The sequence below is a fragment of the Nocardia sp. NPDC004068 genome (genome assembly GCF_042874315.1).
In the GTDB taxonomy this organism is placed as follows: domain Bacteria; phylum Actinomycetota; class Actinomycetes; order Mycobacteriales; family Mycobacteriaceae; genus Nocardia.
In genome coordinates this window covers 277120-289765 of the sequence record NZ_JBIAMW010000009.1, presented here as the reverse complement: position 1 = coordinate 289765, position 12646 = coordinate 277120, and the positions used below count along the sequence as shown (strand labels likewise).

Here is a 12646-nt window from a genome sequence, read left to right as displayed (position 1 = left end):
GCGCATAGTGTGACGGGCATCGAGCGAGGAGATCGGAGAGATGGGTCAATGACGACGACGCGGTCGCGGAACATCTTCGATGTCGCTGTGTGTGGTGCGGGGCCGGTGGGCCTCACGGCGGCCGCGCTGCTGGCCGCCCGGGGCGTCGATGTCGTGGTGTTGGAGCGGAACGAGTCCACCAGCGACGAACCGAAGGCGATCAGCATCGACGACGAGTCGCTGCGGGTGTATCAGCAGGCGGGCATCGTCGACGCGATTCTGCCGATCGTGGTGCCCGGCACCGGAACTCGATACTACGACCGCCACGGCGAGCCGCTGTTCCACGCGCGGGGGCCACATCCGTTCCGGCTCGGATTCCCGTTCAAGAATCCGTTCGCCCAGCCCGATCTGGAACGCGCCCTGGCGGGCGCGCTGGCCGAAATGCCCACGGTGGAACTGTGTTTCGGCACCGAGGTCCTCGGTTTCGAACAACATCCGGATCGGGTGCGGGTGCGCGTGACGCGCGGGGGAGTGGAGGGGAGCGTCGAGGCCGCCTACGTCCTGGGCTGCGACGGCGGGCGCTCGGCGACCCGCCTGTCGCAGGGGGTGGAGATGAGCGGGCGCAGCCACGCCGACGTGTGGCTGGTGGTGGACACCCTCGACGACCACCACACCGAACGCTTCGCCATGCATCACGCCGACCCGGACCGCCCGCACGTCGTGGTGCCCGGCCTGAACGGCCGCTGCCGCTACGAGTTCCGGCTCTTCCCGGGCGAGGGCGCGGCCGGGGAACCCCCGGCGTTCGATCTGATCCGGGGGCTGGTGTCGCGGTATCGCGAGATCACCCCCGAGCAGATCGAGCGCGCGGTCAACTACCGGTTCAACGCGGTGGTGGCCGACGACTGGATGATCGGGCGCTCGTTCCTGCTCGGCGACGCCGCGCACATGATGCCCCCGTTCGCCGGTCAGGGCCTCAACTCCGGCATTCGCGACGCCGCCAACCTCACCTGGAAGATCGCCGACGTCCTCGCCGGGCGCCTGGATCCGGCCGTGCTCACCAGCTACCAGCTCGAGCGCGAGCCGCACGCCGTCGCGACCGTGCGGATGTCGGAGCGCCTGGGCCGGGTCGTGATGACCACCTCGCCGTATGTGGCCGCCCGGCGCGACGAATTCGCCCGGGCCGCACTGGCCACCGCGCACGGACGCGCCTATCTGGAGGAGATGCGGTACCGGCCGACCCAGCGCTACGACGCCGGGCTGGTCGTCCCCGGCGACGACGCGGTGGGCGTGCCGATCGGGCAGCCGCTGGCCTTCGACACCGCCGACCACGCCGTCCGCCGCCTGGACGCGATCCTCGGCAACGGCTGGGCGCTGCTCGGCGTCGACGTCGACGAATCCGACTGGGCCGCCGTGGATTCGCTCACCGAGTCGCTGGCGGCCACGGAGGCGCTGGTGGTCACCGGCGAGCGGCTCCCCCGCACGGCCCGCCGCGTCCTGATCGACGTCGACGGTGGCCTGGTCCGCGAATTCGCCTCGTACACGGGCAGATTCGTGTTGCTGCGGCCCGATCGTTTCGTGGCCGCGGGGTGGCGGCCGGAGCATACGGCCCGCGTGGTCGACCACATCCGGTCCTGGCTCCCGCGTCCGGCGACCGCGAGCGCCGAGCGGGCCCTCCCCATCCCGTCATCAGAAGAAAGGGCGCACGTTCATGGATAAGCCACAGCGCGTCGTGCTACAGGAGCGCGACGCCGCCGGAACGCTCACTCGAACCGCGGTGTCGCACATCGGTTTCTCGATGCCGGACCCGGCCGCCGCCGCGCGGTTCTACGGTCGGGTGCTCGGCCTGGTGGTGCACGACGAGCTGCCCGGCGGCGGCCTGAGCCTGGGCTGGGGCGCCGGACACCACGTGCTGGACCTGCTTCCGGGCGAGAAGGGATTGCGGCACTACGGTTTCGAGGTCCGCGACGCCGACGGTGTCGAGGGCATCGCCGAACGGCTGGCCGCGGCTGGGCACACCGTCTCCGAGCTCGACCCCGCTCATATCGACGCGGCGGTCGGTGCGCCCCAAGGTATTTCGGTCGCCGATCCGCACGGCACCGAGGTGCGTTTCCACACCGCCGTATGGCGTCAGGGCGAGTCCGCCGCCGACCCCGGCCGCCGCCCGATCAAGTACCAGCACATCACCCTGGGCACCGACGATGTCGAGAAGATGACCGGCTTCTTCGTCGATGTCGTGGGATTCCGGATCTCCGACCAGCTCGCCGACGGCCGGTTCGCGTGGCTGCGCAGCGACCGCGATCACCACACCCTGGCGGTGGTGAACGTCGGCCGCGGCGGCGATATCGACCACTACTCCTACGACCTGTCGGAGTGGGCGGACTTCAAGGCGTGGTGCGACCGGCTCACCGACGAGGGCGTCGACGTCACCTGGGGTCCCGGACGGCACGGTCCCGGCAACAACCTGTTCGTGTTCTTCGACGATCCGGCCGGTAACCACATCGAGCTGTCGGCGGAGATGGAGAAGTTCCACGACGACCGGGTCACCTACGTCCCGCGGCGGTGGCAGCCGATCCCCAACAGCGTCAACCTCTGGGGCGGCCAGCTCCCCACCTGGCGGCACACCAGCGAAGGAAAGTGAACGACCTCATGGCTTACGCGACCTACGAGTACGCGGGCGAACGACACGCCGGTGTGCTGGACGGCTCGAATGTGGTTCCGCTGCAAGGCATCACCGAACTGGGCGCTGCAACCACGCCGGAGGTGCTGGCCGCCGCGGCGCGGGACGAGTCGGCGGCCGTGCTGGTGGAACGGGTCCGGCTGCTGCCGGTGGTGCCGCGCCCGGCGAAGATCTTCTGCGTCGGGCTCAACTACCGCGACCACGTCACCGAGACCAAGCGTGACCTGCCGACCTATCCGGTGCTGTTCCCGAAATACGCCGACAGCCTGCTAGGCGCGCACGACGACATCGTCCTGCCGCCCGAATCGGCGGCGGTCGACTACGAGGGCGAACTCGCGGTGATCATCGGCCGTCCCGGGCGTCGGATCGCCGAAACCGATGCGGCACACCACATTCTGGGCTACGCCGTCGCCAATGACGTCACGATGCGCGACTTCCAGTACGAGACCCATCAATGGATGCAGGGCAAGGCATGGGACGCCAGCACGCCGCTGGGCCCGTACCTGATTCCGCCCGGCGACGCCGAGCCGGGCGGCATCCGCACCCTGCTGAACGGGGAGAAGGTGCAGGAATCGGACCTGTCGATGCTCATCTTCTCGATCCCCACCCTGATCGCGACGATCTCGACGTTCACCGCCCTGTCGCCGGGCGATGTGATCCTGACCGGCACGCCCGGTGGGGTCGGTTATCGACGCGACCCGCAGCGCCTACTCCGCGACGGGGACGAGGTCGTCGTCGAGGTGGACGGAATCGGCGCGATCCGCAATCGAATTCGCGGGACCGAGGAGGCAACGGCATGAGCGAGCGTCCCACCGAACCACATATCGACCGCTCCCTGACGCTGCACCTCAAGGGCGACTGGGGCATGGTCAACCTGCACCGCGTCTGCGGATGGATCTGCCAGGAGCTCACCGACCGCGCCGGACCGCACACCCGGGTCGCGATCTGGAACGGGCGCGGCTTCTCCGACAATGTCCGCGCCGTCGGCCGCGGCGAGGTCGACATCGCGCTGACCACGCCCGCGGCGTTCAGCGCCGCCGCCCTCGACGGGCGCGGCATTTTCGCCGACGAGCCCTACCCGCAGTTGCGGGCGCTGGCCGTGGTTCCCCAGCGCGATCGGCTGGTCTGCGCGATCCACCGCGACGTGGGGGTGAGCAGTTTCGCCGAATTACGGGATCTGAAGCCACGATTGACCCTCGCGACGTCGGTGCACGACGGGGTGAACGGGGTCGGGCTGGCGGCGCACGAGTTGCTCACCCGGTCCGGGGTGGACGTGATCGGTTGGGGCGGAACCCTTCTCGAGGACGAGCGGCCGTTCGAAACCTTCGACCACGTACTGGCCGGGCGGGCGAACGCGGTGGTCCACGAGGCCGTGATGCTCCCGCACTGGCAGCGGTTCGGCGGCGACTACCGGTTCCTGCCGGTGGAACCGGAGGTCTTGGCCGGGCTGGAAACCGATTTCGGGTGGCCCGCCGCCACCGTCGCCGAGGGCTTCTTCCCGGGCGCCGATGGCTTCCGGACCCTGGACTTCTCCGATTTCCTGGTGCTCACCCGCAGTGACCTCTCCGATGACGTCGCCTACGCGGTTGCCTGGGTTCTGGGGGAGACCCGGCACCTGATCGAGGCCCAGTACGCCCACATCCCGCCCGAGCGCAGCCCGATCACCTATCCGCTGGACCCGAAGACCATGGGGCGCGCACCGATTCCGCTGCATCCGGGCGCCGCCGCCTACTACGCCGCGCTGCCGGCCGACTGACGAAACGACAAGGAGTCCGCCGTGACCGTCATCGAAGACATCATGGTCCTCGCATCGGACACCCCGCTGCGCAGCGTCGAGCGCGACGAGCACCTGCTGCTCGCGCCGCCGCACCCCAGCGACCTGCCGATCAAACTGTGGCACGACCATCCGCCGCTCGAGGTGGTGCACTATTCGCAGCAGTACCGGGCCCAGCCGTTCGCGCCGCCGCGCGGGGTGTACGAGAACGACCGGATCCGCGTCGAGTGGCAGACCATGGACAATCGGCAGCCGTTCTACCACCGCAACTGCGATGTGGACGAGATCTCCTATCAGATCGCCGGGGAACGCACGCTCATGACCGAACTGGGCGTCATCGAGCACCGGGCCGGAGAGTTCTCCCGCATCCCCCGCGGCGTGGCGCACGACAACTACGGCCGCGGCGAGAGCCACCTGCTGTTCTACATGCCCGCCCCCGTGGCCGAGCTGTCCGCTCCGATCCGCACTTCGCAGCCGACGATGCCGCCGTTCCCCGGCTGGCAACCCGGTGCGGTCAACGAGGCGGTCACCCAGTGCATGGGCACCCCGGGCCACGACATCGCGGTGTTCCCCGCCGACGAGACGTTGCTGCTGAACAGGATTCACGCCGAGGCCGAACGGATGACCGTGCTCGCCGCCGGAACCGGCGGGGACACACCGCTGTACGGCACCGACGAGCTGCGGCTCGGCACCACCACCGTGGTCCCCGGGCCGCGCCGCTATCGGCGCACGCTCGACGCCGACGAGATCCAGTACCAGATCAACGGCACCCGCACCCTGCTCACCCAGCGCGGTCTCGTCACCCTGCGGCCCGGCGATTTCGTGCGCATCCCCCTGGGCGTCGCCCACGCCGGTGTCGTCGACGAACCGGCCACCCACATCAGCCTGCTCTCGCACCGGGAGCTGCCGCGGATCGCGGAGACCACCCGCACCGCCGACCCCTATTCTCCCGGCCTGCTGGCCGACCTCACCGTAGGAGACGCCCGATGACCATGCTCGCCGCCCGCGCCCACAGCGCCGCGAAATCGCTTGTCATGGAACAGATTCCGGTGCCCGAGCTGGGACCGGACGAGGTGCTGGTAAAGGTGGCCTCGGCGGGGCTGGCCCCGGGGATGATGACGCTGCTGGCGCAGGGCGCGTTCAAACACCTCCCCACCACCCTGGGCCACGAGGCCGCCGGAACCATCGTCGAGGTCGGCCCCAATGTCACCGGCGTCGCCGTCGGCGACAGGGTGCGCGTGCACCCGAACCTGAACTGCCGCAACTGTGTTCACTGCCGCAGCGATCGCGACATGATGTGCGCCCAGCAGGCCATGATCGGCCACGCCGCGTTCAGCAAGGCGCCGCTGCCGTTGTACGAGCGGTATCACGACGGCGGCCTCGCCGAATACGTGCGCGTGCCGCACTGGCTCGTCGACACCCTGCCCGACACCGTCGGCTTCGACATCGCGGCCAAGGTCCACGACCTCGCCAACGCGGTGCGGATCCTCAAACTGGTCGAGCTGGGGATCGGCGCCACCCTGATCGTGACGGCCGCGACCGGCACCATGGGCACCGCGACCATCAAGCTGGCCGAGCACTTCGGCGCGTCCCGGCTCATCCTGGTCGGGCGCAGCGCCGAGCGCCTCGCGGGCGTCGTCCCGCTCGCGGGCGATCTCCCCGTCGAGACCGTCGCGCTCGAGGAACTTCCCGCCGACTGGGAATCCGGCGACGGTCTCACCCGTCGGCTGCGCGAGTTGGTCCCGGAGGGCGCCGACGCGGTCATCGACTACCTGCCGACCGGACCGACGACCGCCCAGGCGATGGGCGCGCTGGCGACCGGCGGCACGCTCGCGCACATGGGCGGAAACTATGCGCCCCTGGGGATTTCGGCCGCCACCATGATGGTGAACTGCTGGCGTCTGATCGGCACCCGGGCCTGCACCCGCAACGACGCGAAGGATGTGCTCACCCTGCTGGGCACCGGCGCGCTCCGAGCCGATGAGCTTGTCACCCAACGGTTTCCGCTCGCCGACACCGTGGCGGCCGTGCACGCGATGCAACAGCGCGACCGGCCCATGTGGATGACCGTCGTCAACCCCTGATCCGGCACCCTGGAAGGAATCGGCAATGCGACTCACCCATTTCGGCCACGCCTGTGTGCTGGCCGAACTGCCCGGCGCCGACAAGGACGTCCGGCTCCTGCTCGACCCCGGCACGTACTCCGGCGATTTCGAGGAGCTGCGCGACCTGGACGCGGTGCTGATCACCCACGCGCATCCCGACCATCTCGACGTCGACCGGCTCCGGCAGCTGCTCGCCGCCAATCCGGACGCGCCCGTCGTCCACGGTCCCGGCGCGGCGGAGCCGTTGCGGGAGTTCGGCGACCGGGCCCGGCTGGTCCGCCCCGGCGACGACACGACGATCGGCGGGGTCGGGATCCGGGTCACCGGCGGCGCGCACGCGTGCATCCACCCCGACCTCCCCGCCTCCGACAACAACGGATACCTGCTGGGCGAGCAGGTCTTCCACCCCGGCGACGCCTTCGACGTGCCGCCGGTGCGGCCCGATGTCCTGCTGGTTCCGGCGGGCGGTCCGTGGATGAAGGTCGGGGAGGGCATCGACTACCTGCGCACCGTCGCGCCCCGCGTCGCCGTGCCGATCCACCAGGCCGGTCTGGCCGCCGTGCACCAGGGGATGCACCACCACCTGCTGCGCACCCTGGCCCCGGCGGGCACCACGGTCGAGGTGCTCGAACACGCTGTGCCGCAAGAACTCTGAGAGGACGCGCATGGATTCCCTCCGACGATCGGTGGTGCGGGCCAGCCATGCGCTGGCCTCGGCCGGTCTCGGTGACATGGTCTGGGGCCACGCCTCGGTGCGCGACCCCGACGGCCGCGGCGTGTGGATGAAGGCGTCCGGCTGGGGGTTCGAGGAGGTCGAGGCGGATACCGTCGTGCTCGTCTCCCCGGCCGGTGCGGTCCTGGACGGCACCGGCAGACGACACCTCGAATACCCGATCCACACCGAGATCATGGCCCGCCGCGACGATGTCGGCGCCGTCGTCCACACCCACGCCCCCGCCCTGGCGGCCTTCGCGAGCCTCGACCGCGACCTGCTCCCGATCTCCCACGACGCGGTCCCGTTCACCCACCCCCAACTCCCGCGATTCACCGAGACCGGCGCCCTCGTCGCCACCCCCGAACTGGGCCGCTCCTTGGCCCACACGCTCGGCGACGCCCACGCCGTCCTCATCCCCAACCACGGCGCCGTCACCGCGGGACCCGATATCGGCACCGCCGTCATGTACGCGGTACTCCTCGAAAGAGCCTGCCGCACACAACTTCTCGCCGCCGCAGCGGGCGGCCCGAGCATCTGGTCCGACGAACCCGAGACCCGATTCAAACGAGACCAGGTCTGGAATCCGACCCAACTCGACGCGGGCTGGCAGTATCTGGTCCGCCGGAGCGCCGATCAGGGGAGGTGAGGAAACCGTTCACCAGGGCACGGTTCCCGCGTCGTCGAAGAAGCCGCCGGTCGGACCGTCGTCCGGGAGCGTCGCGAGGCGAATCGCGATGGCCGCACCCTGTTCGGGGGTGCGGTGGCCGCGGAAGCCGTTGAGGTCGGTGGCCGTGAAGCCGGGGCAGCCGCAGTTGATCAGGATGCCGGTGTCGCGCAGTTCCTTCGCGTACTGGATGGTGACGGCGTTGAGGAAGGTCTTCGACGCCGAGTAAGCGGCCGAGATGGGACCGGTCTCGGCGCCGGGCGTGGTTTGCCGGGTGAGGGAGCCGACGGTGCTGGACATGTTCACGATGCGCGGCGCGGCCGAGGCGCGCAGCAGGGGCAGCATGGCGTTGGTGACGCGCAGGACGCCGATCACGTTGGTCTCCACGACATCTCGCACGGTCGCGGGATCGACCGCGGTGGGCTCCTGCGGCATACCGCCGGTGATGGCGGCGTTGTTGACCAGAACGTCGAGGCCGCCGACGCGGTCGGCGAGCAGATCGGCCGCGGCGGCCACGCTCGCGTCGTCGGTGACGTCGAGCGGGACGCCGAACGCGTCGACTCCGGCCGCGCGCAGCTTCTCCACCGCGGTGTCGCGGCGGCGCGAATCCCGCGCGCCCACACCGACTTTCCAGCCGAGGGCGCCGAGGCCCGCGGCGATCTCGTATCCGATTCCCTTGTTGGCGCCGGTCACCAGCGCGATCGTCTGTGTACTCATACCGTCGATCCTGTTCGGCCGCGGGCGGCGCGTCCAAGACCGACTGGGTGCGCGGCGATACCGGGCGGGTATCGGTCGCGGTCAGGGCCGGATACGATGTCATGGTGGAGACGCGGGAGTTGCGCTACTTCGTCGCCGTCGCCGAGGAGTTGCACTTCGGCCGGGCGGCGCGGCGACTCGCGATGGCGCAACCGCCCCTGTCGCGGGCCATCCAGCAACTCGAGCGGCGGCTCGGAGTGGTGTTGCTGCACCGGAATTCGCGCGGAATCGCCCTGACCGAGGCGGGGGCGGTGTTGCTGCGCGAGGCGCGGGCCGCCCTCGACGCGGTCGACGCCGCCGAGCGCCGCACCCGCCGCGCCGCGGCCGATCGGCCCGGCGTGGTGCTGGCCACCAAGGCCGGAGCGTCCAGCGAACTGCTGTCGAAGCTGCTCGATGCCTACGCCGCCGAACCGGGCGCCGTCCCGGTCGAGGTGACGCTGTGCGGCCCCGGCGAACAGGAACGACTCCTGCGCGACGGTCGCGCCGACGTCGCCCTGCTGCACCGGCCCTTCGACTCGACGGTCGGCTTCGACAGCGAGGACCTGCACACCGAACAGCAGGTCCTGGTCCTGCCCGCGGGCCACCCCCTCGCGACCCGCACCCACATCTCGTCGGCCGAGATCGCCGAGCTGACCGACCTGCCGCTGCCGCGCTGGCCGCTACCCGACGGCGGCTATCCGGACGGCCCCGGCCCGCAGGTTCGCGATCACACCCAGCTGACCCAGCTGATCGCACTCGGGCGGACCTGCGCGGTCATGCCGGAGTCCGTCCGCACCCACCTGGGCGACCAGCACGCCGTCGTGCCGGTGCCGGACGCGCCCGCGGTCACCACCGTCATCGCCTGGCCGCCGCACAGCAGATCCCACGCCGTCGCCGACCTCGTCCGCACCGCGACCCGGCTCTAGCCGATTCCGCTCCGCGCGACCGTCGCGCCGTTCATTCCCGTCGGGATCTGGGCAGTCCCAACCGCGCGCAGGCCAGCAACGCCACCTCGAGGTCGAGCCGCCGTTCGCTGAGCGAATGCCCAAGCAGCTCTTCGACTTTGCGCACCCGATAGTGCACGGTGTTCTTGTGTACGTGCAGGCGCGCGGCGGCGTCGGTGTAGCTGCCCCGGGTGTCGAGGAACGCCCGGACGGTCTCGCGCAGCCGGGCGACGGATTCGTCGCCGCCCATCAGCGCGCCCAGGACGCGCCCGGCCCACGCCTCCACCTCGGGAAGATGGTCGGCGAACAACGCGGCGAGCGCCACGTCCGAGTAGACCGTCACCCCGCCCCCGCGCGCGGCCAGCGCGACGGATCGGGCGGCCTGGGCGTCGCGGAAGGTCCGCCGGAAGCCCTCCAGCCCGGGGGCCGGATCACCCACGGCCACAGCCAGATTCGGGTGCGCGGCCAGCTCCCGGTCCAAGCGCGGGATGTCCCAGGGCGGGCGTCCCGCCGAGGCGATCCACACCCATCGGGTGTGGTCGTCGACCTCGACGGTCATCGGCGTCCTGCCGGTCGCCGCGGCCACCAGCGCGGTCCCCGTGCGGAGTAGCGCGGCGGGATCGCGCGTCCCGGGCGCGGCCCACAACACGGCGAACTGATGCCACCCCCGCAGCGAGGCCGACAGCATCTGCTCGGCCGAGGCCAGATCCAGATCCTCGGTCTCGAGCACCGCCCGCACCTGCGCCGCGCGGGTGGCCTCGGTGCGCGCGTCCCACCGCTGGCGTTCGCTCGCGTAGATGTCGATCAGACCCTCGATCACCCGATCGATGTATCCGTTGACCGTTTCCGCGACGCGGGCGGCGGTGGCGAGGGCGATGTCGGTCGGCGGGTTCACCTCGCCCAGCGCGGTCAGGACCCACTGCCCGAACATGTGCTCGCCGAGCCGGTAGGCGCGCAACAACGCCTCCAGCGACAGGTCGTGTTGGGCGAAGCGACGGGCGTACTCGGCGGCGGCCGGCGGCACCGCGAGGTCGTCGAGGCCGATGGCCAGGGTGAGCATGTCCAGCATGGCCGCGAGGTTGGACTCGGTGCTGGCCACCATCAGCCTGCGAATCTCGTCATCGTGCCGGAACTCGGGGATGACCTCGACGAACATCGACGTCATGGTCGGCGTGAGCCGCTCCAGGTCGGCCTTGATCCGACCCGCCACCTCGCGCACGAGAAGATCGCTGTCATGGGCCATGGCCGCTGACAGTACCCCCGCCCCTGCCGTGGTAGTGGCCCATTGTCCGTCGACGCAAGGCGGCACCCGCGATAGTGGCCCCATTGTCCGTCGACGCAAGGCGGCACCCGCGATAGTGGCCCCATTGTCCGTCGACACAAGGCGGCACCCGTGGTCGTGGCCCATTGTGCCGAGGGCACAAGGCGGCCGGACAACGCTGGGCCACGGGCCCGTAGTCCACGCCCCGCTCCCCGGCCTACCTTCTGATATGTAACCCATGTCACAGTCGAAACCGGTGAGGAATCATGCGCCACATCGCCGAATTGCCCGATGCCAGAGCGGATTTCGCGCCGGGGGCACCGATCCTCGCCGACGACGCGACCGTCCTGACGGCCGCGGAGTTCCGGGCGCGGGTGCGGCTCGCCGCCGGGGCGCTGCATCGGGCCGGGGTGCGCGCCGGGGATGTCGTCGCCGTCGTGCTGCCCAATCGGGTGGAGCTGGTGGTCGCGCTGTTCGCCGCCTGGCGGCTCGGCGCGGCCGTCACCCCGGTGAACCCCGGCCTCGTCGGCGACGAAATCCGTTACCAGATCGCCGATTCCGGGGCGACCGTGGTGGTGGGCGAGCCGGGTGGGACCGGGGTGACCCTCGACGTCGCGGACCTCGCGCGGCCGACCGAACCGGTCGCCGCCGCCCCGGCCGACGGTCCGGCGCTGATCATCTACACCAGCGGCACCACCGGCCGCCCGAAGGGCGTGGTGCTCGAGCACGCCAACCTCACCGCCATGTGCGCCATGATCATCGAGGCGCTCGGCCTGGACGAGACCGATCACAGTCTGCTCGTGCTGCCGCTGTTCCACGTGAACGGCATTGTGGTGAGCGTCCTTTCGCCACTGCTGGCGGGCGGGCGCACCACGATCGCGGCGAAGTTCTCCGCGACCACGTTCCTCGCCGCCGTCGAGCGGATCCGCCCGACCTACTTCTCCGCGGTGCCCGCCATCTACGCCATGCTGGTGGCCCAGCCCGAGACGCGCCGACCGGACCTGTCCTCGCTGCGCCGGGTGATCTGCGGCGCGGCCCCGATGCCCGCCGAACTCATCCGGCGGTTCGAGGACCGCTTCGGCGTGCCGATCGTGGAGGGTTACGGCCTCTCGGAGGGCACCTGCGCGTCCACGCTCAACCCCGTGGCGGGACCGCGCAAGCCGGGCACCGTCGGTCCGCCGCTGCCCGGCCAGACCGTCGCGATCATGGATCCCGACGGAAACCTGTTGGGCGCGGGCGAATCCGGTGAGGTCGTGGTCCGCGGCCCCAACGTCATGCGCGGCTACCTCGGCAACCCGGAGGCGACCGCGCGGACCATCGTGGACGGCTGGCTGCACACCGGCGACGTCGGCCGGTTCGACGAGGACGGCTATCTGATCCTGGTGGACCGGATCAAGGACATGATCATCCGCGGCGGCGAGAACCTCTACCCCAAGGAGATCGAGAACGCCCTCTACCGGCACCCGGCGGTCCACGAGGCCGCGGTGGTCGGGGTGCCCGACCCGGTGCTGGGCGAGGTGCCCGTGGCCCACGTGGTGATCGCGCCGGAGGCCGTGGTCACCGAGGACGAGCTGATCCGGCACTGCCGGGAGGTGCTCGCGCCGTTCAAGGTGCCCGCCGCGATCGTCCGCACCGCGGAGCTGCCGCGCAACCCGGTCGGCAAGATCGACAAGAAACGACTGCGGGCGCTGGCCGTCCAGGGCTGAAAAGCGCTGTCCCGCACACCATTCGAACGAAAGACGACTTTCGGTCGCGATCGCGCGCGCCCGGAGACACCAAGAAAGGGATCGAA

12 protein-coding genes are annotated in these 12646 nt (G+C 70.6%); 10 read left to right on the top strand and 2 right to left on the bottom strand.

The window, feature by feature from the left end:
• Nucleotides 1–48 precede the first annotated feature (48 nt).
• From ACFYTQ_RS24110 to ACFYTQ_RS24075, 8 genes are read left to right on the top strand one after another with little or no spacing between them, the layout of a single operon-like run.
• Nucleotides 49–1695, top strand: a complete 1647-nt coding sequence (locus ACFYTQ_RS24110) for a bifunctional 3-(3-hydroxy-phenyl)propionate/3-hydroxycinnamic acid hydroxylase (RefSeq protein WP_387365051.1) — start codon at nucleotides 49–51, stop codon at nucleotides 1693–1695.
• A complete protein-coding gene (locus tag ACFYTQ_RS24105; RefSeq protein WP_387365048.1) occupies nucleotides 1688–2617 on the top strand; it encodes a VOC family protein in 930 nt (309 codons plus the stop codon). The genes ACFYTQ_RS24110 and ACFYTQ_RS24105 overlap by 8 nt, the downstream gene beginning before the upstream one ends.
• An 8-nt stretch (nucleotides 2618–2625) precedes the next feature.
• Nucleotides 2626–3456, top strand: coding sequence for a fumarylacetoacetate hydrolase family protein (locus tag ACFYTQ_RS24100; RefSeq protein WP_387365045.1), 831 nt, complete (start codon nucleotides 2626–2628; stop codon nucleotides 3454–3456).
• Nucleotides 3453–4412 carry a TAXI family TRAP transporter solute-binding subunit gene (locus tag ACFYTQ_RS24095; protein WP_387365042.1) on the top strand — a complete coding sequence of 320 codons (960 nt, stop codon included), beginning with the start codon at nucleotides 3453–3455 and terminating at the stop codon, nucleotides 4410–4412. Before ACFYTQ_RS24100 ends, ACFYTQ_RS24095 begins: the two co-directional genes overlap by 4 nt.
• A 21-nt stretch (nucleotides 4413–4433) precedes the next feature.
• Nucleotides 4434–5420 carry a hypothetical protein gene (locus ACFYTQ_RS24090; protein WP_387365039.1) on the top strand — a complete coding sequence of 329 codons (987 nt, stop codon included), beginning with the start codon at nucleotides 4434–4436 and terminating at the stop codon, nucleotides 5418–5420.
• Entirely contained in the window at nucleotides 5417–6514 is a 1098-nt protein-coding gene (locus ACFYTQ_RS24085; protein WP_387365036.1) for an alcohol dehydrogenase catalytic domain-containing protein, read from the top strand. The genes ACFYTQ_RS24090 and ACFYTQ_RS24085 overlap by 4 nt, the downstream gene beginning before the upstream one ends.
• A 25-nt stretch (nucleotides 6515–6539) precedes the next feature.
• Entirely contained in the window at nucleotides 6540–7190 is a 651-nt protein-coding gene (locus ACFYTQ_RS24080) for an MBL fold metallo-hydrolase (protein ID WP_387365033.1), read from the top strand.
• A gap of 10 nt (nucleotides 7191–7200) precedes the next feature.
• Nucleotides 7201–7896: a class II aldolase/adducin family protein gene (locus ACFYTQ_RS24075; RefSeq protein WP_387365030.1), complete on the top strand. Its 696-nt coding sequence runs from the start codon at nucleotides 7201–7203 to the stop codon at nucleotides 7894–7896.
• Between the two features lie 9 nt (nucleotides 7897–7905).
• Here ACFYTQ_RS24075 and ACFYTQ_RS24070 read toward each other — a convergent pair whose 3' ends face one another.
• A complete protein-coding gene (locus ACFYTQ_RS24070; RefSeq protein ID WP_387365027.1) occupies nucleotides 7906–8631 on the bottom strand; it encodes an SDR family NAD(P)-dependent oxidoreductase in 726 nt (241 codons plus the stop codon).
• Nucleotides 8632–8732: 101 nt separating this feature from the next.
• On the opposite strand from ACFYTQ_RS24070, the gene ACFYTQ_RS24065 reads away from it, so the two are divergent.
• Nucleotides 8733–9575, top strand: coding sequence for a LysR family transcriptional regulator (locus ACFYTQ_RS24065; RefSeq protein WP_387365024.1), 843 nt, complete (start codon nucleotides 8733–8735; stop codon nucleotides 9573–9575).
• 31 nt (nucleotides 9576–9606) lie between these two features.
• On the opposite strand, the gene ACFYTQ_RS24060 is transcribed toward ACFYTQ_RS24065, so the two are convergent.
• Nucleotides 9607–10836 carry a PucR family transcriptional regulator gene (locus ACFYTQ_RS24060; RefSeq protein ID WP_387365021.1) on the bottom strand — a complete coding sequence of 410 codons (1230 nt, stop codon included), beginning with the start codon at nucleotides 10834–10836 and terminating at the stop codon, nucleotides 9607–9609.
• Between the two features lie 284 nt (nucleotides 10837–11120).
• On the opposite strand from ACFYTQ_RS24060, the gene ACFYTQ_RS24055 reads away from it, so the two are divergent.
• Nucleotides 11121–12560 carry a class I adenylate-forming enzyme family protein gene (locus ACFYTQ_RS24055; RefSeq protein WP_387365018.1) on the top strand — a complete coding sequence of 480 codons (1440 nt, stop codon included), beginning with the start codon at nucleotides 11121–11123 and terminating at the stop codon, nucleotides 12558–12560.
• The last annotated feature ends 86 nt before the right edge of the window (nucleotides 12561–12646 follow it).

Coding starts and splice junctions, on each gene's coding strand:
- ACFYTQ_RS24075 (WP_387365030.1), top strand. CDS start 7,201: ATGGATTCCCTCCGACGATCGGTGGTGCGGGCCAGCCATGCGCTGGCC.
- ACFYTQ_RS24080 (WP_387365033.1), top strand. CDS start 6,540: ATGCGACTCACCCATTTCGGCCACGCCTGTGTGCTGGCCGAACTGCCC.
- ACFYTQ_RS24055 (WP_387365018.1), top strand. CDS start 11,121: ATGCGCCACATCGCCGAATTGCCCGATGCCAGAGCGGATTTCGCGCCG.
- ACFYTQ_RS24070 (WP_387365027.1), bottom strand. CDS start 8,631: ATGAGTACACAGACGATCGCGCTGGTGACCGGCGCCAACAAGGGAATC.
- ACFYTQ_RS24095 (WP_387365042.1), top strand. CDS start 3,453: ATGAGCGAGCGTCCCACCGAACCACATATCGACCGCTCCCTGACGCTG.
- ACFYTQ_RS24060 (WP_387365021.1), bottom strand. CDS start 10,836: ATGGCCCATGACAGCGATCTTCTCGTGCGCGAGGTGGCGGGTCGGATC.
- ACFYTQ_RS24100 (WP_387365045.1), top strand. CDS start 2,626: ATGGCTTACGCGACCTACGAGTACGCGGGCGAACGACACGCCGGTGTG.
- ACFYTQ_RS24105 (WP_387365048.1), top strand. CDS start 1,688: ATGGATAAGCCACAGCGCGTCGTGCTACAGGAGCGCGACGCCGCCGGA.
- ACFYTQ_RS24110 (WP_387365051.1), top strand. CDS start 49: ATGACGACGACGCGGTCGCGGAACATCTTCGATGTCGCTGTGTGTGGT.
- ACFYTQ_RS24065 (WP_387365024.1), top strand. CDS start 8,733: ATGGTGGAGACGCGGGAGTTGCGCTACTTCGTCGCCGTCGCCGAGGAG.
- ACFYTQ_RS24085 (WP_387365036.1), top strand. CDS start 5,417: ATGACCATGCTCGCCGCCCGCGCCCACAGCGCCGCGAAATCGCTTGTC.